22 protein-coding genes are annotated in these 20,185 nt (G+C 55.5%); 7 read left to right on the top strand and 15 right to left on the bottom strand.

Annotated elements, in window-relative coordinates:
- Nucleotides 1-3 precede the first annotated feature (3 nt).
- The 4 genes from ACODSD_RS13595 to ACODSD_RS13580 all read right to left on the bottom strand — a co-directional run bounded on the left by ACODSD_RS13595 (nucleotide 4) and on the right by ACODSD_RS13580 (nucleotide 4,482).
- Entirely contained in the window at nucleotides 4-930 is a 927-nt protein-coding gene (locus ACODSD_RS13595) for an MBL fold metallo-hydrolase (RefSeq protein WP_488877587.1), read from the bottom strand.
- 387 nt (nucleotides 931-1,317) lie between these two features.
- Nucleotides 1,318-2,121: an NAD(+) diphosphatase gene (gene nudC / locus ACODSD_RS13590; protein ID WP_227108358.1), complete on the bottom strand. Its 804-nt coding sequence runs from the start codon at nucleotides 2,119-2,121 to the stop codon at nucleotides 1,318-1,320.
- 26 nt (nucleotides 2,122-2,147) lie between these two features.
- A complete protein-coding gene (locus tag ACODSD_RS13585; RefSeq protein WP_107800002.1) occupies nucleotides 2,148-3,281 on the bottom strand; it encodes a YbdK family carboxylate-amine ligase in 1,134 nt (377 codons plus the stop codon).
- Between the two features lie 4 nt (nucleotides 3,282-3,285).
- Nucleotides 3,286-4,482 carry a cation:proton antiporter gene (locus tag ACODSD_RS13580; protein ID WP_488877586.1) on the bottom strand — a complete coding sequence of 399 codons (1,197 nt, stop codon included), beginning with the start codon at nucleotides 4,480-4,482 and terminating at the stop codon, nucleotides 3,286-3,288.
- Between the two features lie 163 nt (nucleotides 4,483-4,645).
- On the opposite strand from ACODSD_RS13580, the gene ACODSD_RS13575 reads away from it, so the two are divergent.
- Complete coding sequence (locus ACODSD_RS13575; protein WP_235088692.1) at nucleotides 4,646-5,446, top strand: M90 family metallopeptidase; 801 nt, start codon at nucleotides 4,646-4,648, stop codon at nucleotides 5,444-5,446.
- Here ACODSD_RS13575 and hpaR read toward each other — a convergent pair whose 3' ends face one another.
- Nucleotides 5,447-5,896, bottom strand: coding sequence for a homoprotocatechuate degradation operon regulator HpaR (gene hpaR, locus ACODSD_RS13570; RefSeq protein ID WP_227108364.1), 450 nt, complete (start codon nucleotides 5,894-5,896; stop codon nucleotides 5,447-5,449).
- A gap of 327 nt (nucleotides 5,897-6,223) precedes the next feature.
- On the opposite strand from hpaR, the gene ACODSD_RS13565 reads away from it, so the two are divergent.
- From ACODSD_RS13565 to ACODSD_RS13545, 5 genes are all read left to right on the top strand, one after another.
- Nucleotides 6,224-6,532 carry a hypothetical protein gene (locus ACODSD_RS13565; protein WP_488877585.1) on the top strand — a complete coding sequence of 103 codons (309 nt, stop codon included), beginning with the start codon at nucleotides 6,224-6,226 and terminating at the stop codon, nucleotides 6,530-6,532.
- Nucleotides 6,533-6,556: 24 nt separating this feature from the next.
- On the top strand, nucleotides 6,557-7,303 hold the full coding sequence (locus tag ACODSD_RS13560) for a DUF1906 domain-containing protein (protein ID WP_488877584.1): 747 nt from the start codon (nucleotides 6,557-6,559) through the stop codon (nucleotides 7,301-7,303).
- Nucleotides 7,304-7,560: 257 nt separating this feature from the next.
- Nucleotides 7,561-8,034 (top strand): hypothetical protein, encoded by a 474-nt coding sequence (locus ACODSD_RS13555; protein WP_488877583.1) that lies wholly within the window; start codon nucleotides 7,561-7,563, stop codon nucleotides 8,032-8,034.
- Nucleotides 8,035-8,150: 116 nt separating this feature from the next.
- Nucleotides 8,151-8,969, top strand: a complete 819-nt coding sequence (locus ACODSD_RS13550; RefSeq protein WP_488877582.1) for a DNA cytosine methyltransferase — start codon at nucleotides 8,151-8,153, stop codon at nucleotides 8,967-8,969.
- A 196-nt stretch (nucleotides 8,970-9,165) separates the two neighbouring features.
- Nucleotides 9,166-9,786 (top strand): ATP-dependent Clp protease proteolytic subunit, encoded by a 621-nt coding sequence (locus ACODSD_RS13545; protein ID WP_253314278.1) that lies wholly within the window; start codon nucleotides 9,166-9,168, stop codon nucleotides 9,784-9,786.
- Between the two features lie 104 nt (nucleotides 9,787-9,890).
- On the opposite strand, the gene ACODSD_RS13540 is transcribed toward ACODSD_RS13545, so the two are convergent.
- The 9 genes from ACODSD_RS13540 to ACODSD_RS13500 all read right to left on the bottom strand — a co-directional run bounded on the left by ACODSD_RS13540 (nucleotide 9,891) and on the right by ACODSD_RS13500 (nucleotide 18,068).
- Nucleotides 9,891-10,169: a hypothetical protein gene (locus ACODSD_RS13540; protein ID WP_488877581.1), complete on the bottom strand. Its 279-nt coding sequence runs from the start codon at nucleotides 10,167-10,169 to the stop codon at nucleotides 9,891-9,893.
- Nucleotides 10,170-10,425: 256 nt separating this feature from the next.
- Nucleotides 10,426-10,974 (bottom strand): DUF2726 domain-containing protein, encoded by a 549-nt coding sequence (locus ACODSD_RS13535; protein WP_488877580.1) that lies wholly within the window; start codon nucleotides 10,972-10,974, stop codon nucleotides 10,426-10,428.
- A gap of 486 nt (nucleotides 10,975-11,460) precedes the next feature.
- On the bottom strand, nucleotides 11,461-12,780 hold the full coding sequence (locus tag ACODSD_RS13530) for a rolling circle replication-associated protein (RefSeq protein WP_488877579.1): 1,320 nt from the start codon (nucleotides 12,778-12,780) through the stop codon (nucleotides 11,461-11,463).
- 376 nt (nucleotides 12,781-13,156) lie between these two features.
- On the bottom strand, nucleotides 13,157-13,909 hold the full coding sequence (locus ACODSD_RS13525) for a hypothetical protein (RefSeq protein WP_488877578.1): 753 nt from the start codon (nucleotides 13,907-13,909) through the stop codon (nucleotides 13,157-13,159).
- 502 nt (nucleotides 13,910-14,411) lie between these two features.
- Nucleotides 14,412-15,461 (bottom strand): zonular occludens toxin family protein, encoded by a 1,050-nt coding sequence (locus tag ACODSD_RS13520; protein WP_488877577.1) that lies wholly within the window; start codon nucleotides 15,459-15,461, stop codon nucleotides 14,412-14,414.
- A gap of 2 nt (nucleotides 15,462-15,463) precedes the next feature.
- Complete coding sequence (locus ACODSD_RS13515; protein WP_488877576.1) at nucleotides 15,464-15,742, bottom strand: DUF2523 domain-containing protein; 279 nt, start codon at nucleotides 15,740-15,742, stop codon at nucleotides 15,464-15,466.
- Nucleotides 15,743-17,095 (bottom strand): virulence factor TspB C-terminal domain-related protein, encoded by a 1,353-nt coding sequence (locus tag ACODSD_RS13510; protein WP_488877575.1) that lies wholly within the window; start codon nucleotides 17,093-17,095, stop codon nucleotides 15,743-15,745.
- Nucleotides 17,096-17,470: 375 nt separating this feature from the next.
- Nucleotides 17,471-17,689: a major capsid protein gene (locus ACODSD_RS13505; protein WP_488877574.1), complete on the bottom strand. Its 219-nt coding sequence runs from the start codon at nucleotides 17,687-17,689 to the stop codon at nucleotides 17,471-17,473.
- Between the two features lie 64 nt (nucleotides 17,690-17,753).
- On the bottom strand, nucleotides 17,754-18,068 hold the full coding sequence (locus ACODSD_RS13500; RefSeq protein ID WP_488877573.1) for a hypothetical protein: 315 nt from the start codon (nucleotides 18,066-18,068) through the stop codon (nucleotides 17,754-17,756).
- A gap of 157 nt (nucleotides 18,069-18,225) precedes the next feature.
- Here ACODSD_RS13500 and ACODSD_RS13495 point away from each other — a divergent pair, with 157 nt between their 5' ends.
- Nucleotides 18,226-18,612 carry a hypothetical protein gene (locus tag ACODSD_RS13495; protein WP_488877572.1) on the top strand — a complete coding sequence of 129 codons (387 nt, stop codon included), beginning with the start codon at nucleotides 18,226-18,228 and terminating at the stop codon, nucleotides 18,610-18,612.
- Nucleotides 18,613-18,669: 57 nt separating this feature from the next.
- On the opposite strand, the gene ACODSD_RS13490 is transcribed toward ACODSD_RS13495, so the two are convergent.
- The gene (locus tag ACODSD_RS13490; RefSeq protein WP_488877571.1) at nucleotides 18,670-20,139 is read right to left on the bottom strand and encodes a cobyric acid synthase; all 1,470 of its coding nucleotides are present in this window, start codon (nucleotides 20,137-20,139) and stop codon (nucleotides 18,670-18,672) included.
- Nucleotides 20,140-20,185 lie beyond the last annotated feature (46 nt).

The following is a 20,185-nucleotide window of genomic DNA, read 5'->3' as shown; positions in this document are numbered from 1 at the left end:
CGCTCAATGCGCCTGGAAGCATGAAAGGTCGCGGCTGGCGTGGATCGGGCCTGGGTAATAACGGCGGACGATGGAGATCGATTGCTCCTTGAGCCGCAGGCCCTTGCCCATGAAATGGTTGAGCACCAGCTGCTTGGGCTTCGCCGCGGCGGCGATGCGGCCGACGACGGACGGCTTGGCGTGTAGGAAGGCGGAAGCGGGGTCCGCCTGCTCGTCGATGGCGAGCGGCATCACCAGAATGTCCGCGTTCTTGGCGAAATCGATAAAGCGAGGGTTGCCGCCGTTCTGATCGGCGGAGACGACGATGCTGCCGTCCTTGGTGTCGATCCGATAAGCGAGGCAGGGCACGTCGCCGTGCGGAATGCCGAGCGCGCTGATGCGGACGCCGTCTTTTTCATACACCGTGGTCGGCGTGGTCTTGCGGTAGTCCACATTGGACAGCGAGACCTTGAGCGGGATGTCGCCCTGGCCGGAGTAGAGGCCGGACAGATAGGCGTAAGCGCCGCTTTTGGCGTTGAACTGGGCGTTCATGAAGCCGCTCAGGCTGGGAAAGCCGGCGCCGCCCGTTGGGCCGGACATCTGAATGGCGCGGGGCGAGCTGAAAAAGTAGCTGCCCTTAAGCAGCGCGGGCAAGTCCGATACATGGTCGGTGTGAAAGTGGGTGAGGCCGATGAAGCCGACGTCTTCCAGCCGCGCGCCGGATTGGCCGAAGCGCAGAAAGGCGCCGCCGCCGGCGTCTATCAGCGCCACCGGCTTGCCCTTCCACCAGATCAGCGAGGCGGACGAAGCGCGGCCGTCGTCGGAGATCGGCCCGCCCGAGCCCAGCAATTGCAAGGCGTAGTCTTTGTTTTCGCATTGAGTTGGGCTGGCCAGGGAAGCGTTGGCGGCGCAGGCCAGCAAGAGGGATAAGGCAAGCATGCGGATTTTCATTTTGCGCTCCTTGTGCGGCGCGGTGATTTGGCCTGAGGAGGGAGGCCGGCCTGCGTCATCGCCGCCGTATTTCATTGAATTCGACGAGATGTCCCCTTGCAGGCGGGAGTCGCGTCGCTTTGGCTATGACTAAAGCTTATCACTGCGCTTATATCAGCATTACTTTTTGTATTTATAGATATGAGTAGAAAAACTTATATACAAGAATGGAGAGCCATTGAGCATTCGCCGATGGGCGGCGGCGGGAGAGCGCGGAGGAAGTAGACGGGGACAGCGTCAAAATGATGTGGAGGATCAAGCAGGCGCGCCGGCCTGCTTGTGATGGAAAGATGGATAGGAGTGTAGCGCGGGGGCGAGACGGAGGCCGTCCGCCATACGGCTAAGCAGCTAGGCCCGCCCCTCGTCCCGCGCGCGCAGCCACGCCACGGTGTGATTCAGCAATTGATAGGCGATGGAGATGGGCGTCGGCGTTTGCGGCAGGGCGTCGATGTCGAACCAGCCGGCGTCTTCGATCTCGCCCTCCTGAGGCTGGATGTCGCCGCTGTCGTACTCCGCGGTAAAACCCAGCATCAGCGAGTGGGGAAAGGGCCAGGATTGAGAGCAGACGTAGCGCAGATTCTTGATGCGCACGCCCACCTCTTCAAACGCCTCGCGGTGCACGCATTCCTCCAGGGTTTCGCCGGGCTCGACAAAGCCGGCCAGCGCGCTGTAGACGCCGGGGACGAAATGAGGGCTGCGCGCCAGCAACAATTGCCGGCCGCGATGGATTACCACCATCATCGCCGGCGACAGCTTGGGATAGTAGAGCTGGCCGCAGCTGGAACAGCGTTTGCCGCTATCGTCCGGCCGCTGAAGCAGCGGCCCGGCGCAACGGCCGCAATAACGATGAGTGCGCTGGAACTGGCGGATTTGCGCGGCGCGGGCGATGGCCGGCGTTAGCCCGGAGGGCAGGCTGAGCAAGGCCGGGCGCAGGGCCAGCCACTCGCAGCCGGCCGGCGGAGCGCCCACCAGTTCCGCCAGAAACAGATTGTGTTCCTCATGCACGCCGATGAACAGGATCTGGGCCAGTGGCCAGGCGCGCGCGCGGTCATCCGGCAGGGCCTGGTCCAGCAACAGGATCTTGGGCCCTTCGAAAATGCAGTAGCGGGCAGGCAGCGCGGGATCGGGCAGGGCGGGCAGGTCGAATGGCATGGCGGCTTGGTTAAGGTTTGAGCCCCTCAGTTTACGCCCACTCCCGGCGCCGCGTACATCCAGTGTTCGCTTTGCCGGCGCACCACCTCGGACAAAGAACCGCTGTCGTCGAACACCTGCCGCAGCCAGGCGCTGTCGGACTGCCGCTTCAACACCCGCTGGCGCAAGGCGGTCAACTGCGCCTGATTGCCCAGCGCCTCGGCCTGCGGCTCCAGCTGATTCAAGGTATTGAGCAAATCCTCCTGCAGTCCGATCTGGCTATTGTTGCCGGCATCCACCAGCATGCCGTCAAAGCCGAAGCGGCAGGCCTGGAAGCGGTTGTAGCTATACGTCAGATAATGTTCCTGACACACCTCGTCCTGGCGTTCGCTCAGACAGCGGTGCGCCAGCATCTGCGCGTAAGCCGCCAGCAGCACTGGCGTCTCCACCGACAGCGGCGTGTCGCAGATGCGGATTTCCACCGTGCCGTACTCCGGCTTGGGCCGGATGTCCCAGTAAAAGTCCTTCATGCTGGCGACAATCCCAAGGTTGGCCATGCGCCGGAAATAGTCGTTGAACTGTGCCCAGTTGTTGACGCAAGGCATGCAGCCGGACAGCGGGAAGGCGTTGACGCTGGTCAGCCGCGAGGTCTGGAACAGCGTGTCCACCCCCTGGTAAAACGGAGAAGACGCGGACAGCGCGATGAAGTGCGGAATGTAGCGCGCCAGATAATGGGTCAGGCGCACCGCGCTGTCGCCGTCCGGGCAGCCGATGTGGATGTGCTGGCCGTAAACGGTGAACTGCTTGGCCAGATAGCCGTACAGCTCGGACACCAGGTGATAGCGTTCCTTGGGGTAGATGCGTTGCTCGTCCCAATGCTGGAACGGATGCGAGCCGCCGCCGGCCAGGCCCAGATTCAGTTTGCGCGCGCTGCTGACCAGCAGCTCGCGGATGGCCAGAATCTCCTCCAGCATCTTGTTGACATCGCTGTGCACGGCGGTGCCGATCTCAATCATGCCCTGGGTGATTTCCGGCTTGATGTCGAAACCGTGCTGCAGGCGATTCACCTGCAACAGCAAATCGTCCGAGCCGCGGGTCAGATCGTAATCGCGCCGATTGAGAATCATCAGCTCCAGCTCCACCCCCAGGGTCAGCGGCTGACTGCGGTTGAATTCCAGCATCGTCTCACTCCTGCGGCCGGGTTTCGCCGGCCAGCTTCAAGGCCAGGCGGGTCAGCACCGGCGCGCACAATTCATTGATCACCAGGATGGCCATCATCACTCCGCTGAAGTTTCCCGCGGCGGCGCCCAGGGAAATCGCGCCCAAGCTCATCAACAGCGAAGTGCCGCCGGACCAGGAGTTCAGCGCCAAGCCCAGGCAGGCGCCGTGGCGCTTGGGCAGGCCATTGGCTCCAGCCGCCAGCCACCAGATCAACACAGCGAAGCCGGTGCGCAGCAGCAGGCAGGCCAGGGCCACCGGCCAGAACTGCGCCAGTGACTGCGGCGCCAGTTGCGCGCCGGCGGCCACGAAGAACGCCACGGTAAAGATATGGGCGGACGACATGATGCCGCGTTCGGTCACGGTATGGCCGTGCTTGAGGTTGCGCGTGGCCAGACCGGCCGTGAGCAAGGCCAGGGACGGCAAGACCTGCAGCATGTCCGCCACGCCGACCACCAGCGCGATCAAACCGAGCAGCATGACTTTCTGCGATTCCCGCTGCCGGCCGCCCAGCCAGCGATTAAGCTGGATTGCCGCGAGACCGGCCAACAGGCCCAGCGCACAGGAGGCCAAGGTCAGCCAGCCCGGCAGCAGAATGCCGCTTTCCACGCCGTTGTTGCCGGACAGATGGCCATAGGACAAGGCCAGCGCGAAGCAGGGCAGGGCCAGCAGATTGGACAATGCCGTGGCCACCAGCAGGCGTTCGCTGACCTGGCCGTCCGCGTTAGACTCCCGCACAATCTCCAGCGTGACCACCGGCGAAGTGGCCACGCCCAGCGCGGCCAGCATCAGGCTGGCCGCCAGACCCAGGCCGAACAGCTGCAAGGCGGCGAACAGGCCAAGCAAGGTCAGCAGGCAATAGAACAAGGTGGTCAGCAACAAGGTGCGTTCCACCCGCAGCCAGCGCAAATCCACGCGGCGCCCGGCCTCAAACAGCGCAATGCCCAAGGCCAGGTGCACGAAGATGGACGCTTGCTGCAATAGTTGCTCGTCCAGTAGCCGCAGGCTGTGCGGACCAATCAGCAAGCCGGTCAGCACATAACCGACGATGGCGGGCAGACGCGCCACCCGCACGGCGATCTGGCCGCCAATCACGCCCAGCGACAACAGCACGCCGAATGCCGCCAAAGGATTGAGCGCCAGCGTTTGCCAAGGCAGGCTCATGATAATTCCCCCGTTTATTTTTTGATTTTGACTGACGCGCCAGCCTGAGCCGGCGCAGCGAAAGCGGAATGTTGACGTCTTGCGACGGATCGGATGGGACGCGCATTGAAATGCGCGAAATCGCCCTCAGAGTATGAGAGACGATAAAACGGGACGAGAGTTCATGGTGATTGAGTGGATTCGCCGCGCGCTATCCGGCAAAACCGCTCCGGAAACGATGGCCGCGCTGCGAGAGCAGGCCGCGCGCATGCCGCTGCTGGCGGGGCTGAACGAGGCGGAGCTATCGCGCCTGATCGAACTGGCGGCCTGGGTTTTGCGCAGCAAAAGCTTCTCTGGCCAAGACGGGGTGCGCTTAAGCGCCCGCTCATGCGCCAGCGTGGCCCTGCAAATGGCGCTGCCCGCCATGAATCTGGGCAAAGCCGCCCTGAGCGGCTGGAACGACGTGGTGCTGTACCCGTCGCCGTTTGTCGCGCGCGACATCTGGATGGACGGCATAGGCCTGCAGCATGAGAGCGAGAGCGTGCTGATAGGCCAGGCCCGTCAGGACGGCCCGGTGGTGTTGTCGCTGCCGGACGCGCGCGCTTCCGAGCAGCTGGACGGCTGGAACGTGGTAATTCACGAAGTGGCGCACAAGCTGGACATGCTCAACGGCCCGGCCAACGGTTCGCCGCCCTTGCACAAGGGCATGCAACAGGCGCAATGGAGCCGCGTCTGGTCCCGAGGCTATCGCTTGTTGTGCCGCATGCTGGACCGCGGCATCGATCCCGGCTGGCTGGACCCGTACGCGGCGGAGAACCCGGCCGAGTTCTTCGCCGTGTTGAGCGAAGCCTTTTTCGAGCTGCCGCACCATCTCAAGTTGGACTGTCCGGAGCTGTACGAGCAGCTTGTCTTGTTCTACCGCCAAGATCCGGCGGCGAGGTTGCCCGAGCCCGAGGCGGAACCCGCCCCGGGCCCGGAGTTCTGATCAACCGGCGCGCGGCGCCGGCAGCTTCTCCAGGTCATCCAGCAAGCCCAGCAACTGGCTCAGCTTTTCCTGGCCCAAATGGCTTTCTATCTGGCGATAACAGTCTTCCGCCAGCGGGGAGATCTGTTGAATCAGGTCACGGCCGTCCCGCGACATTGAAATGATCAGACGTCGGCTGTCCACATGGTCGCGCTGACGATGGATCAGCCCCGCTTTTTCCATGCGGACCAGGATGCCGGTCAGGCTTGGCGGCAGGATACAAGCCCGGTCCGCGATAACGCCGGCCTCCTGATCGCCAAAGTCCTCCAGCACTCGCAGAATGCGCCACTGTTGCTCTGTCACCCCGTAACGGTTGAGGATCGGGCGGAAGTAAGCCATCACCGATTCCCTGGCCCGCAGCAGGTGCTGGGGCAGCCGTTGATTATGTAGTTTTATGTTTTTGTTGGTCATTTAGATCGTTGCTTCCGGCTGCGCGCAGCCAGTGTTGCTGGTTATCGCCCGAGAGGGCGAACTCGACAAATAAAATGCCATGCAAATACCTGTCACATATTTACTTTATTCCAAATTTTAATCCAAAAACAAAAAAAATAGCATCTCAATACCATATATTCATTGAATTAATTATGCATACCGGGCGAAGTAACGGGCAAAAGCGCCAAGCGACAGAGCCTCCAAGAGCACAATTTGCGTTACGGTGACGATAATTTTGAATTTCCGTCACAGTGACGCATAATTAACTTGGACCAACAGGCACAAACGGATAGAGGAGGGCGGGCAATGAAGGAAGAACAGTGGCAAGGCGAAGCCGCCGCAGGCAGGAAGCGCGGCCGCCCTAGTACCGGCCTTGCAATGTCCGGGGCGGAACGGCAACGAAAGTACCGGGCAAATACCGTCACCGTAACGTTAAATGATAAGGAATGGGCCCACCTGACCAATATGTTGGAGCAGGCGCTGAAAGCTGACCCATCGCGTTACGGCGAGTCCGATTTCGCGCTGGCCAGAAAAATCTACAGCGCCGCCATCAAGGGCAACCCGCCGCCGGATTGTTTTCACAAGCCCGCGACCAAGCGTCAAAACGAAACATAGTCATTCCAGGACGCAACCATCCCAATGGCCACTGCGCAAGACGCCGCCTGGCTTATGCTGATGAGTGTTGTTTTTTTGCGTGGGACCAAGAAGATGAACGCCTCTTACAGTCCAAGCGGAATCTGCGTTGAAGCCGCTCCGGCCGGCGCGCGTGGATTTGACGCCGATACGCCGCTGTCCCTGGAGCTTGCCCGGCAGTTCGCCGCCTCCGGCTACCAATTTTGCGTTCGTTATCTCTCGCTAGGGTCCGATGAGTACGCCTCAGACCTGTCCGCAAGCGAAGCGCAGGATATTCTTGAAGCGGGCCTGGCCTTGATGGCCGTGCAACATGTGAGAGAGCCCGGCTGGTCGCCGAATGCGGCCATGGGCAAAAGCGACGGCCAGAACACCGCCGCGCATGCGAAAACGGTCGGATTATTGCCCGGCGTGAACATCTGGTGCGATCTGGAAGGTGTGGCGGACGGGACGGCGGCGCAGGATGTGGCCGACTATTGTTCGCAATGGTTTGAAGCGGTTTCCGCCGCGGGCTACGCGCCAGGCTTGTATGTAGGGTCCGACGCGGGATTGAGCGGAGCGCAGTTGTATGAATTGCCTTTCCAGCATTACTGGCAATCTTGCAGCAGCGTGCCGGAGATCCCGCAACGGGGCTACCAAATGGTGCAGACCCTGGTGCCTCAGCCGGTGAACGGGATCGGCATCGACGCCGATCAGACGCAAACCGACCAGTTGGGCGGCACGGTGAGATGGCAGGTTCTGACGGAGAGGGCTTGATGATGAAGGCGGCGAAGAACGTGGAGAGCTTCCCCTAGCTTCCTTTATTTGACGCAATATACAAATGGCGTGTTGCAATAACGCTTTAATAATGCATTTGACATCAAATGTGGCGCACTAGCATTGTCAGCACATAGACTCCCCATCAGCATCGCCTCCGCCGCCAGCCCGCCCAGGGCGCGGGCGCCCATCTTTTTTCGCAGGTCTTCCCCAACGTCCTTACGTGCTTGATTTTTCTCGCGTGCCATCTGTCGGCGATGACGATCATGCCGTCAATACCCAAAATTTTGGCGACCATGATGCAGGCGAAGTCGTCCATCGTCCGCACACCGGTCATGCATTGGCTAGACGACAAAGTCCAAGCCCTTCGTTTTTGTCTGTCGTACCGGCTTTGTCTTCGCTTCTCGGCCAGCCTGTCCGCTTTCATCGATTACACCTCGATCTCGCCGCTGCACCCGGGTCGACCTAACCCCGAGACCGAGGAAGTCGAGCCGACTTTGCCGCTCATGGATTCGGGTGTGGTCGGGAAGTCGGGCAGGGACATGGAAACCGGCGACCTGATTGACAACCCTGAGTGGGTCAGTCTTCAAAGCTGCTCCTGCGCGGCTCTTCCGACAGCTTGGTTATCGTCAAGTTTATGCCTATTGCGACTCGCCACGGCCGCCACAAAATCTGCTGCCGGGGATGGAGTAAAGCAAGATCTCCATGATGGTGGCTCTTTGACCGGTTAAAAGGTAAATAGCTGGACTTTCAGTAAGCTGTGACTTCTTGATCGTGACTCACTCTGGACAAGTCACACCAGGAGAGTCACACTGAACCATCACGTTTTTACTGTTTTGGGGTACTTGTGACTGACCAGGTAGCTTTGCCAGCAGCTCCGTCACAGCTCGTCTTGAGCCTTTTTCCTGGCGTTGATCTTCTGGGCCGAGGATTTGAAGCTGAGGGCTTCTCGGTTGTTCGTGGACCTGACCTCATTTATGGCAGTGACATCCGGCAATTTAGGGTTGTTGCTGGTCGTTTTGATGGTGTCATCGGTGGTCCGCCGTGCCCTGATTTCAGCAAAGCCCGCCGCTCTGAGCCGTCCGGCTACGGCCTTGAAATGCTTGCCGAGTTCCGTCGCGTTGTGCTTGAGGCCCGCCCGACCTGGTGGCTCATGGAAAATGTTGCCGGTGTACCGGACATGGTGTTGCCGGGCTACAGTCACCAGCGCATTGATATCAACGCATCGGAATGCGGTTTGCAGCAGAATCGGTTGCGGCATTTTCAGTTCGGCCACTGTGACGGCCTTGTACTTACCGTGAAGCGTCTTCCTGTTCGTACTGACGTTGAGCCGTGTTGTACTGCAAGCGAAGGCTCACAACTGGGTAAGCGTGATTGGCTTCGCTTCTGTCAGTTGCAAGGCTTGCGCGATGGCATAGATTTACCAGCATTTACTCTTGGCGCGCGTTACCGTGCCGTCGGTAATGGTGTGCCGGTTGATATGGCCAGGATGATGGCCTCCGGCATTTTGTCACTGCGTGGTTCTGATGATGTTCGTGTGTGTCAGTGCGGTTGTGGCCGTGAAGTTGAGGGCAGGGCACGTTTAGCAAAGCCAGCTTGTCGTAAGCGCCAGCAGCGTAAACGCGACCATGTCGACGTCATTCGTTCGAGCTCAGTCACGTTGTGACCAACTGCGGTTGGCTGTTACCAGGATCGTCACTGTGACTTGCTGGCCGCGACACCTTCCCAGGCAGTCACGTGACCCTCTTGGTGTGACAGATCCTGGATGAGTCACACCAGATCTGTCACGTGACCGAGCTGCGGTGACGGTGAAGTGAAGGACTACATTACTACCAACGGCCTAAAAAGACAGGAGATGAAGCATGCTAAAAAAAATTGGAATTTTAGCTTTTTCACTTATTGGTACAGCAGCCTCCGCGGATAACACCGTCAGACACGCCAAAATATTCTATAGCGGCGACATGAAAATTTCGTCCGTCAGCGAACTGACAAAAGCAATCGACGACGCCAACGCCAACGATCATGTTGACCGGATAAATATTTATATAAATAGCTATGGCGGCGACATGGACTCCGGTTTGATGGCAGCCGCAGCTATTCGAAGTTCAAAAAAAACAGTCACAACTGTTGCCATGACCACAGTGGGCTCATCGGCAACGTTAATGTTATGTGCGGCGAGAGATAGGAGAGCTTTGCGCGAAGCCAGTATCTACTTACACCCGTCTTTTATCGAATATAAAGGCGAACTAAGGCCCGATACCCTCAAACAACTAGTCAAGCAAAATGAACGATTCAATAACGTGTTCAAAACCGCCTATAAAAAATGTACGTCGTTGGACAGCCAAAAAATTAATAATATTCTTTATAGCGAATCAAACAAGGTAACATTTACCCCGCAAGAGGCCATGAAGGTAGGCATCATCTCAGCAATTGATGAAAAAATAATAGACACGCCAGAGACCTACTACATCACAGCAGACTAGAGCATTCCCCTTCCAGTCACGTGACCGTCTTGGAACGAAAACTCCACACGTAAAAATGCCCAGGTCTGTCCCTGGGCTTTTTTCCTCTTTACTTCGTCCTGGCTTCAGATCCTGCAACCATTCTCATGCATCTCTTTTTGTGCATCTCTGAGCTTTTGCATTGTGTCCGGCTCTTTGTTCATTCCTGGGTCAAGCATTCGATCGTAGTAGTTTCTTAGCTGCTTAAGCGTCTCACAGCTCCGCTTGGCCTGGATAACTGGCTCGTTTTGCCGCCCTTGCATGACAGCGATGCTTGGATCACGTGTATTGAAGTTGATGCCCTTGAAGCGTGTTCCAGGCGGACAAAATTGTGCTGTCGTGTACATGATTTGAGAGTCTCCCACGTAGCACTCCAGTACGCCGGCTTGCAAGTTCGGTCGTTGCGCAGGCCTGGACGCCGGCGGGAACGTCCTTAGGGGCTCGTCACCATTTTTCATTTGGCGCTTGAATGTTGCTCCTGCAGGGCAAGTGGCCTCGTTTGTCAGCACGCTTCTACCATTTTTGTCTGTGCACTCGATTACCCCGGCCTGTGACACAGTGCAAGCTAATGCTATGGCGGCACCTAACCGTTTCATCACAGCACCTCTCCACATAAAGTATTCAAGCACGCTCAAGCGTCCTTTCTTCCTTGGGGTGCATTTTTCTAAGCACGTTAGCGTACTCGTCCAGTGTTCTTTGAGGGGGTGTTCTTGGGATCCGTAGCGGCATGAGTCCTATCTGCCTGATGATCGAATCTCTTTGCCTGTCTTTATCCTCTTTCCCAATGTGCGACCTGTCATCAAGCTCGATGATCGCGATCATTGTGAGGTCTGTCTTGCAGATCACGAAGTCAGCTACCTTCTGGCTCATTGTTCTGCGCAGCCCTTCGTTGTCGAATTTGCTTCCCCCTTCAGTGTCGATAATCTGGCTAAAGGCTACTTGAGGAAAAACGAGGAAGTCAGGGGAAAGGCTTTTTGTCAGGCGGTTAAAGCACTCTTGCTCACGCTGTGTGAGCAGAGTTTTCCCTTTGATTTTGAACCTCGCTGAGCCGAACTGCCTGGGGCTTGTTACATCGTTGAATGAGCGCTTGGGTGCTTTGCTTTTCTTCGCGCCACTCATCGCTATAGCTGCGATAGCCATCAAGATGAAGATGATGACGATTGTTGTCATGCTTTTTCTCATCACGTTACGTTAACGACGATGCTATACGAATAAACTCTGCCTGCAAATTCGTCTTATTCGTCACCGTAACGAAAATTTAGGGAAGCCACGCCCCCGGCTCTTTTGCAGACAGTAAAAACCGTGTAGAGCGATCGCCCATGGCCAGCCCCGCGCTCGCGCGCCCCTAGGGGCCCCGCCTGGACGTTCTTATCCAGGAAGGGATAGGGGGACTAGCTCGGCCTTGGCCGAGCGTAGTAGGGCGTTGCAACCTGTTGGCGTCGCGCCGCCTTCGGGCCGCATAGCGGCCTAACGGTGGCAGTTCTCGCGGTAGAAGTCCCGTTCAATCATGAGCCGTTCGATCAGCTCCGCTTGTTGTACGGCAAGGCGCTTGGCCCGACGATAGTCCCGCATTAGGGCGACTTCTTCGTAGTTGATGCGCTCGCCAGTCGCTGGACAAATGAGCGCTTGGCCATCGTCCAGAATGAACCGAACTGCTTACCTAGCACTGTCGACGCTTTGTGAGCCAGTCTCAGCGGCAATTTCCGTTACGTCACGAAAACAAACAGCCCTGATCAAGTCATCAGGGCTGCACGGGAACTCACACCACGGTAGATTGCGTTTCATTTTGCTGCGGACAGTTGTTGCTCGAACCCACAACGATGGAAAGTCAGGGAATTGAACCGTTGGAGCAGCCTGTATACCCTGCGTCGTATTTTTCCAAAATTTGACATAATATACATTATGCGAACCATGAGACGCAGAAAAAAAGGAGGCCCACTCTCGATCAAGCTGCGACTCATGAAAGCGCAGATCGTCGCGGCCCATCGCTTCAATCGCTTTGCAATACAAGCGGCCAAGCTTTTGCCAATATTCCGGCGTGTCCGGGTCATCTCCAAACATAGGACTACGGAGTGACCCGGTCACTTGTTTCTGACCAAGTTGAACGACTTTCCCACCGCCTTCAAGACACTCACGAACGAAATCGCGTAAGCCGATGTCTTCACGCCAGGTATCGTGAGCAACGGACACGAACGTTTTCACATCCATTGGCGTTACCGTAACGCCTCTACGCTTGCCGTCAAACTGAACAATGAACGGCGAAGCCATCCACACACCCGTAGCCAAGCTGATCCAGCCACCGCCGACCGCACGACGTACCTTGAAGTCCTTACTGTCCCACACGGCCCTAATCCATCCAGGGGCAAGTATATAAGCGCGTTCCTCACGCTGATCATCTGTAAAGCCCCCGGCGCCGTAGAGCCTAGCGCCAGCCGGAAGCTGCCAACCATCCCCGCCCTTGCTCGCATATTTCGCAAGATAGCCCACCGCGTTGCGCGCCCACTCGATCCGCGTAGACCCATGCGGCCACCAGCCCTGTTTATCAGGCTTGGGCAGCGTCAGGCCACGCGGCAGGAAAAACACAAGGTGATAATGCGGCTTGCCGGCCTTTGTCAGCTCCAAAACCCACACATACCGCAGCTGATGGACGCCGCGCCGTTTGAGCCACTTACGCACGCGCTCAAGCAGGTCAGAAACGTGACGAGGGCTGTAATCGGCGTCTGGACGGTATGTGAGAGTCAGCATTGCCGCCTTGGGCTTTCTGAAGCCCTTCGCTGAGACGTGTTCGGCATGAATGCGGGCCGATGTGATCACCGTCCTTTTCATGCGTTTGAGGCGGCTAGCACGCGCTTCAAAGAACCGCTGCTCGTGCGTCGCACTTGTTGAATATAAGACAAGCCCATGCGGACGCTTCGCGTCCTGACGGCTCAGGGGCTTGGAAATCGGACCTTCCGGGTATATAGTTTCGGTGTGCATGGCAGCCTGTATCTGTCGTGTTCGCAACACCCCCCAGTCTCTGTTGGCGCAGAACTGGGGGTTTTTCATTCAAGATAAATAAAGCATACACCCCAATGGGGTTGATGTGAAGCAAGCTTAGACGCCCTACTACGCCCGGCAAGCCGGGCTAGTCCCCCTACCCCCACGGCGGGCACAAACCGCCCGCATGGGGCCCCTAGGGGCGCTTCGCGGGGCTACGGAAGCAAGCGCATGAGGAAGCTACAGGAGGTCTACAGGAAGGGGGCCGGATCGATCTTGGCTGATGATTTTCGTTACGGTAACGTGGAATAGATACAAAAAAGCCCAGGGCAAGCACCTGGGCATTTTTACGCGCGGAGTTTTCGTTACGATAACGCTAATTATAATTGGAACCGTCCGTAATGCGCGAGAAATTAGGAACAAAACGGCAATATGCAGCAACGGCAGCCTGCCTAACATCTTCCACATGAGAAAACTCTTTAAAAGAGGAACCACCAAAAATAAAGGAAGCTTCATAAAACAACAGCCAAGAACTACGAACAGAGCCAGAAGAGCGACGCGCATATCCAACGACTACACCGTCAACAAGAACAGGACGACCGGCTAAAGTGGCTTTCTTTTCAATTACAGCTTTGGGTCTAGATTTCGTTACGGTAACGGGTTCTTTCGACGGGGTCTGTACCTGGGCCAGCGCCTTCTTAGTACGTGGCTTTTCCGTTACGGTAACGGGCATGTCCTCAGGAGCATCAATTTCCGTTACGGTAACGCTTTCTTGGGCGTGTTGACTTTCCGTTACAGTAACGGGTTCTTTGTAACGCTTTTCTTCAAACCAGTCAGGCATGGACACATTACGATACATCATCCCCGACATATAAACCTGCTCAACAATATGCGCGTATCTAAGCTGGCGAGGATGATCCAAATCGCTCTCATAAAGTGATTGAAGAATAGCAGACAATCGCGCCCAATCGTCATTAGACAAATCTATTTGAACCCTGTCCTTTTTGCTTTCCCTAAAACGGCGCTGACGCTCCGCATTCGTTAATGCTTTGCCACTAGATGGACGGCCACGTTTCTTAGCAACCGGAATCAATTCAAGCGTTGCGCTGTCATTCATGTCTTTAGCCATTTGCGTAACCTCCGTTTAGATAATTCATTATCCGTTATGGTAACGAATAATGGAAGTTATTTAATTGAAATTCTCCAATTATTTATTTTCCGTTGCGATTTAACAACGGGATTCAATATAAATCATATTCTCGAATTCCATTGCAACAAAAACCACGAAAAGGAAATCTCTTGCTATGCCAAGAAGTTCTAGTTAAAACCCGGCCATTTCCTTCAAATGAACATTCATAAATAAAGCCGTGAACAGGAAGATAAAAAATTAAGAAATGAAGTCGATAAGTATGGGGTTTAGAATAAATGGCTTCATATCGACGACAACGATAGAAATTACAAGCCATATCACCCCCGAGCTTCATAGTTGATTATTTTAATAATGATTGCAAGAATCGCAAAACACATCACAAACCAACAAAATGCAATTGCATACAAAGGCATAAGTCACCTCAAAAGAATATGAACTAGAAGTGCGGCCCAACAAATAGCAATAATAATCAGAAGGCCTGTCATTTCTTGAAATCCTCTACTTTAGAAACTTTCATAGGAGCCGGCGCAATTTGTGAAGCCGCTTCGATATACGGGTTAAAGCGAGGCGCGTTCATTTCTGCCCTGCACTGTTCTTCACTCATAGGAACAATCGTTCCTTGCTGTGTAAACGCCCTACAGCGGCCCTTGCTTGCGATGTAACCGGCAACAATAGGCATAGCCTTTATTTGCCGCTGTGAGTCATAAATGGGCGCTGTCTCAGGCCGTCCAGCAATGCGGGGGTTCTCAGCCTCATATATCGAAACCGCAGTCACCGCAGGCGGTTGCAGTGCCCCCGGCTGCGCCTGTGTCACTGCGCCCCCTGCTTGTTCCTGCCCGTGAACCTTCGGCGGAGAAACCGACTCAACCGGAGGCTTGTCTGCAAATACGCGAGTATAAATGCGATACGCAAGAAACAAAGAAAGCGCAATGCCGCCATAAACCACAAAAACATAAAGAGGAATACGCTTCGATTGCTTTAAGTGCAACGAAGCGCTTTTGTACATCGAAAAAGCTTTTTTGGGCAGCTTGTAACTACGTCTAGCCGCTACATCACGACTCGCCTTGCTTTTCGGATCACCACACTCGGACCACTCATAAAGCTTTCGACCCGTAGGCATATTACGGATATGAACATGTCGACCCACAAGGCTTTTTATGTTTGAGTCGATTAAATGCGGGCCCTGAGTAATAAGCCAAAAATCAACGCCGGTATGACGGTGCGTTTCAAATGCCGCAACAATATCAGGTACTTTACTGGCAGCAGAACGAGGACGGTAAACATTCTGCGCTTCATCGACGAGAATGATTGAGTTCGGCGGGAAAGTGAAAACAGGCCGCATGATAGAAGGATCTTCAGGCAACGGCTGAACCGTAGTCCACTCCGCAACCGGCGGCGTAGGTTCATGCGGAACCTTTAATTCTGGAATGCCCATAACAAAAACGGGCCGCTCTCCCATCTCCTCCATCAGCATAGACACAGCCAGCGCTGTTTTACCCGCCCCAGGTTCACCCGTAATCAAAGTCAGCATGATTAAGTCGTCTTAAATTGGAAACGTTTAACAGAACTCATTGCAGCGCGAAATGCGAATGCCCCCGCGATAATGCCGAGCGCTTCACCAAACCCAGACAAGCCCAGCAAATTGGCAACAGTAGGCATAATTCCGTTCAAATTTGACTGAATGTAGCCATTGAATTGTGACAATACCAATTGAACGCCGGTAAATGTAACCACCGATATACCCAAGCTAATAAGAGCTTGCGCAATTAGCGGTTTAACCATGCCCATCAAAAAGGAAGCAAGGGAAGCCATTTACTCCTCCTTTTTAGCGCCGAAGCAAATAAAGTAAGCTGATATAAACGCGGCAAGAATAACAATGGCCTTTATGCCCGTAGCAAATCGGCAAAACAATTCAAATGAAAAACTTACCGATCCCACCATAAAAAAATTCATCACATAATCAGGCGGGCAAGCAGCAGGCAATGAAAAAGGCTTCCATTCAAACGCTACATTTTGCGTAGATTCTGGTATAGGAATTGTCGGAGGGTCTCCATATTCTGAACAACCAATAGAATTGGGGTGCTTGTCACAATCCGTTTTTTGTTCTTCCGGCGGCTTAGTAGTCGTCGTGTTAGAGCTAGTACGGCATGAGCCTTCGCCAGTACAAGTATTTGTCGTTGTGGTCGTGGTCGTAGACTTGTCTATCTTAATTTCGCCCCCGGCTTTGCCATCGCCTTTGGGCGTGTAAGTCGTTTGCTTTTCAGTCTGCCATTGTGACTCAGTACCATCTGCATTCTTAGTGGAGCCTGAAGCTGAAACTGATTTAGGGCCAGTAACAGGATCACCGGAGGTCGTTGTAGGCGTATTGTCGTCCAGATCAAAAATAGTGCCCTCTTTCATGAAACCTTCAAAAAGAGGTTGCGTATAGTTGTAATAATATTCTTTAGCTAAATTATCGATATCATTTTGAGTCGCTGGCGAACTCTGAGCATATTTGACAGGCGTCGTTTCTCTACACATGTAATAGCCAGCGTATTCACCACCGCCAACCGGTATATTATTTTTCCAAATACATTTATCAGAATTAAAAGACGGACCGCCACCCATTGTTTGAACACAAACCCAGCCGGGAATATGGACAATATACGTTCCCTTTTGACCCCACGCCAATGCGTATGAATCACAATCCGAAGCGTTAGACTCATTAATGCCACCAGCTGGAGCATTCCAGCATCCACCGGCCTTCATTTCACATTGAGCATCCTTCATCATCTCCCAGCCTTTTTGCACCGCATAATCAGCCAAAAGATTGGCAACAATGGCACTGGGATTAATGCGGCCCTTTTTAAGCGCTGAAGCAGCCGCAGCCGCCGCAGCAGAAGCTGGAATAGGTATTTGGTCAAGAATTCGTGACTGGACTAAATTAGACTCCATATTGACAGCCATTTGCGTAGTCACTCGCGCATTTCTAGCATCGTCTAAAGCAACTTTCATGACCGTATCAGATAGCTTTTGCGCATCAGAAGCGGATGTCACTTTGCGAGTAATTGAATCGCCGTAACGATAATAAGTGCCAACCCTGTAACTACCAGCAAAAGCCAAGCCAGCAGTTACAGAGATAGCAACGCCAAGCGCAAAGAAAATAAGCAGGCGTATAAATTTCATCGCGTCAGCACCAATAAACATAGAGTGACCGATAAAAAGCCAGCGATATAATAAGCCATCACTTTGCCGCCTCTCTCATATGCAATATTGCGTAAAGTATTAAAGCGGGCGTAATCGTTAACCAGCCCAGCGCTACGCCATCTTTCGCAAGATCAACTTGCGAGCACTCAGCAAATCGTGGAGTAACTGACACGCTAGAAATCAAAACAGCCCCAGAGGGGCCGTTTTGGTAGGAATTTAGCTGCCAGTTCTGCCCGCTTTTCTCGAACGCCTGATAACCAGCTTCAGTAATTCGCGGAGGAGTAGCCGAATAAAACGAATCTGCTGCGTCCTGCTGATCTGAATAACAGGCATAACCGACAGCCCAGCCCAAGGCTAGGCCGCTTTCTTCATGTAGCGGAAGCCGACGATGACGAACGCGAGGACCAGCAGCAGGCCGCCAATGGTCTTGACATCCGTGGTCGTTTCGCCCATCTGGGTAGTGACCGCCGCCGGAACTTCGGCGTAGGCCACAGCGGCGAAGGACATCGCGGCAGCGGTACCGGCAACGACTTTCATCGCAACTTTGCGAACTACGTGGATAGCTTTGATCATTTCAAAATCTCCATGGCTACAAATGGAAAAGGCCCACGCACGTAGCCAATGCGCAGACCGGGGGTTAATCTTCAATCGCGGAAAAAACGTTGATGACGGCACGTTTCTTAACAATCTCGCCGGTAACTTTGTCTTTGCTATCGAACGGCTTGCCGTAGTAGCCAGTACACTGAACCTTGATGTGAACATCTTGTCCGATGTCGCCCAGGCGCTTGCGGGAGCGAACCTCTACGACCCCCGGCATGCTGTATTCATCCGGGGCTGGCTGGATCACTTCGGTGTGGACGAAATCATCGGACTTGCGGACAGCTTTGATGCGGCCGACAACAACGGCCATGTTTGCCGAGAGAGACGGTTTGGGAGCGATTTGTTCAGCCATTTTGAGAACCTCTAGCACGTTGGAATATCGGGGCAGCTGGCGGGCTGCAACGCTGATAAAATGATCTGTCAAGAACGAATTAAGACCCCATTGGGGTTGACTACAAATGAAGGATACACCCCATTGGGGTGTTGTCAAAAAAATTAAGGACAGCGGAATGAAGACATTTAAGGATTACGTTGAAGAAATCAAGAAAAAACAAGGACTTGAAAGCGATTATGCTGTTGCAAAATTGCTTCTAATTGATACCCACAAAATGAGTGACATCATGAAAGGTAGAAGACAAGCACCTCCGGTTGCTGGCTATGTCATCGCTGACATACTCGGACTGGACGCAAGAGAGGTAAAGGCTTGTTTAGACTATGAATACACGAAAGACCCAGTAGCCAAAGAGTACATCAAGAGCATTTTTTTGCGGCATTCGCGCAACGTTGCCGCTTTGTTCCTAGCGATTACGATGCTCGCCGCCGGGCAAAATTCCGAAGCATATACGGGCGGTAAAAATGCAAATGGGTTAACGAAATCACCCATTATGCGAACATAAGGATAAACCAAGGTAGCGCCAGAACCTACCTGAAGCCCACCCCTGGGCTTCAGTGGTTTAATCGCCTTTAGGCAAGCCGCTGATGATAGGCCCAAGGTCCAAAAACTGTTCCAGCATGTCCGCCAGCTTGTCGATATTGGTTTCGCGCAGCGCCGGGTAATCCAGCGCCACGGGTTCTTGCAAGCCGGCCCAGCGCAGGATGGCCTGGCAGGCGGCCGGCTCGTCGAAGACGCCGTGCAGATAAGTGGCCAGGATCTGATCATCTTCCGAGCGCGCGCCGTCCGCGCCGCCGTCCTTGAAATGCAGCGCTGGCCGCTGCAGCGCCGGGCCTGCGCTGACTCCCATGTGGATTTCGTAGCCGGCGGCCTCGGCGTGGTCCAAGGTCAGCCGGCCGCACACGCGCGTCAGTCGCTTTTCCGGCGCCAGCGTGGTTTCCATGTCCAGCCAGCCCAGTCCGTCGCCGCTACCCGGCTCGCCTTCCAACCCGTCTGGATCGTGGAGCTTGCGGCCCAGCATTTGCAGGCCGCCGCAAATGCCCAGCACCTTGCCGCCGTAGCGCAGATGGCGGCGTATCGCTTCTTCCCAGCCCTGCGCCCGCAGCCAGGCCAGGTCCGCCAACACGCTCTTGCTGCCGGGCAACACGATCAGATCGGCCGGCGGGATGCGCTGGCCGGCACGAACCAGGGTGAACTCCACCTGCGGATGCAGGCGCAAGGGGTCGAAGTCGGTGTGGTTGCTGACGCGTGGCGCGGCCGGGGCGATGACGCGCAGCTTGTCGCCGGCGCCGCTCGCGCCGCCTGGCTTGTCCAGGCCCATGCTGTCCTCTGCTTCCAGGTGCAAATCGTGCAAATACGGCAGTACGCCCAGCACGGGCTTGCCGGTATGTTGTTCCAGCCAATCGATGCCGCTGTTGAGCAGGCTGGGGTCGCCGCGGAAGCGGTTGATCACCAGGCCGATCACCCTGGCGCGCTCGGATTCCGACAGCAGCGCCAAGGTGCCGGCCAGGTGGGCGAATACGCCGCCGCGCTCGATGTCGGCCACCAGGATCACCGGGCAATCCACCGCCTCGGCGAAGCCCATATTGGCGATGTCGCCGTCGCGCAGATTGATCTCGGCCGGGCTGCCGGCGCCCTCGGCGATGATGCACTGGTATTGCTCCGCCAGCCTGGCGTGGGACGCCAGCACCGCCTTCATCGCCACCGGTTTGTAGTCGTGATAGCCGCGAGCCTCCATATTTCCTATCGCCCGCCCGTGGATGATGACCTGAGAACCGGTATGGCTGTTGGGCTTCAACAGTACCGGGTTCATATCGGTATGCGGCTCCAGCCCGCAGGCCTGCGCTTGCACCGCCTGCGAGCGGCCGATCTCACCGCCGTCCACCGTCACCGCGCTGTTCAGCGCCATGTTCTGCGGCTTGAACGGCGCCACCCTCACGCCACGGCGCGCCAACAGCCGGCACAAGCCGGTGGCCAGCGCGCTCTTGCCGGCATCGGACGTGGCGCCCTGAATCATGATGGTCTTGGCCATGGCATTCCCCCTGCACATAGATGGCGAACAAGGCTTAGAATGGCGG

It is taken from the genome of Chromobacterium sp. FG22 (genome assembly GCF_057809415.1).
Note: the sequence above shows the minus strand (reverse complement) of the source record. Positions and strands in the feature narration are given on the sequence as shown.

Excerpts from the sequence above, each read along its gene's own strand:
- nudC (WP_227108358.1), bottom strand. The coding sequence starts at position 2,121 with ATGCCATTCGACCTGCCCGCCCTGCCCGATCCCGCGCTGCCTGCCCGC.
- ACODSD_RS13575 (WP_235088692.1), top strand. The coding sequence starts at position 4,646 with ATGGTGATTGAGTGGATTCGCCGCGCGCTATCCGGCAAAACCGCTCCG.
- ACODSD_RS13500 (WP_488877573.1), bottom strand. The coding sequence starts at position 18,068 with ATGGCTGAACAAATCGCTCCCAAACCGTCTCTCTCGGCAAACATGGCC.
- ACODSD_RS13545 (WP_253314278.1), top strand. The coding sequence starts at position 9,166 with ATGCTAAAAAAAATTGGAATTTTAGCTTTTTCACTTATTGGTACAGCA.
- ACODSD_RS13505 (WP_488877574.1), bottom strand. The coding sequence starts at position 17,689 with ATGATCAAAGCTATCCACGTAGTTCGCAAAGTTGCGATGAAAGTCGTT.
- ACODSD_RS13565 (WP_488877585.1), top strand. The coding sequence starts at position 6,224 with ATGAAGGAAGAACAGTGGCAAGGCGAAGCCGCCGCAGGCAGGAAGCGC.
- ACODSD_RS13490 (WP_488877571.1), bottom strand. The coding sequence starts at position 20,139 with ATGGCCAAGACCATCATGATTCAGGGCGCCACGTCCGATGCCGGCAAG.
- ACODSD_RS13560 (WP_488877584.1), top strand. The coding sequence starts at position 6,557 with ATGGCCACTGCGCAAGACGCCGCCTGGCTTATGCTGATGAGTGTTGTT.
- ACODSD_RS13525 (WP_488877578.1), bottom strand. The coding sequence starts at position 13,909 with ATGGCTAAAGACATGAATGACAGCGCAACGCTTGAATTGATTCCGGTT.
- ACODSD_RS13535 (WP_488877580.1), bottom strand. The coding sequence starts at position 10,974 with ATGACAACAATCGTCATCATCTTCATCTTGATGGCTATCGCAGCTATA.
- ACODSD_RS13530 (WP_488877579.1), bottom strand. The coding sequence starts at position 12,780 with ATGCACACCGAAACTATATACCCGGAAGGTCCGATTTCCAAGCCCCTG.
- ACODSD_RS13580 (WP_488877586.1), bottom strand. The coding sequence starts at position 4,482 with ATGAGCCTGCCTTGGCAAACGCTGGCGCTCAATCCTTTGGCGGCATTC.
- ACODSD_RS13555 (WP_488877583.1), top strand. The coding sequence starts at position 7,561 with ATGACGATCATGCCGTCAATACCCAAAATTTTGGCGACCATGATGCAG.
- hpaR (WP_227108364.1), bottom strand. The coding sequence starts at position 5,896 with ATGACCAACAAAAACATAAAACTACATAATCAACGGCTGCCCCAGCAC.
- ACODSD_RS13585 (WP_107800002.1), bottom strand. The coding sequence starts at position 3,281 with ATGCTGGAATTCAACCGCAGTCAGCCGCTGACCCTGGGGGTGGAGCTG.
- ACODSD_RS13515 (WP_488877576.1), bottom strand. The coding sequence starts at position 15,742 with ATGGCTTCCCTTGCTTCCTTTTTGATGGGCATGGTTAAACCGCTAATT.
- ACODSD_RS13520 (WP_488877577.1), bottom strand. The coding sequence starts at position 15,461 with ATGCTGACTTTGATTACGGGTGAACCTGGGGCGGGTAAAACAGCGCTG.
- ACODSD_RS13595 (WP_488877587.1), bottom strand. The coding sequence starts at position 930 with ATGAAAATCCGCATGCTTGCCTTATCCCTCTTGCTGGCCTGCGCCGCC.
- ACODSD_RS13510 (WP_488877575.1), bottom strand. The coding sequence starts at position 17,095 with ATGAAATTTATACGCCTGCTTATTTTCTTTGCGCTTGGCGTTGCTATC.
- ACODSD_RS13495 (WP_488877572.1), top strand. The coding sequence starts at position 18,226 with ATGAAGACATTTAAGGATTACGTTGAAGAAATCAAGAAAAAACAAGGA.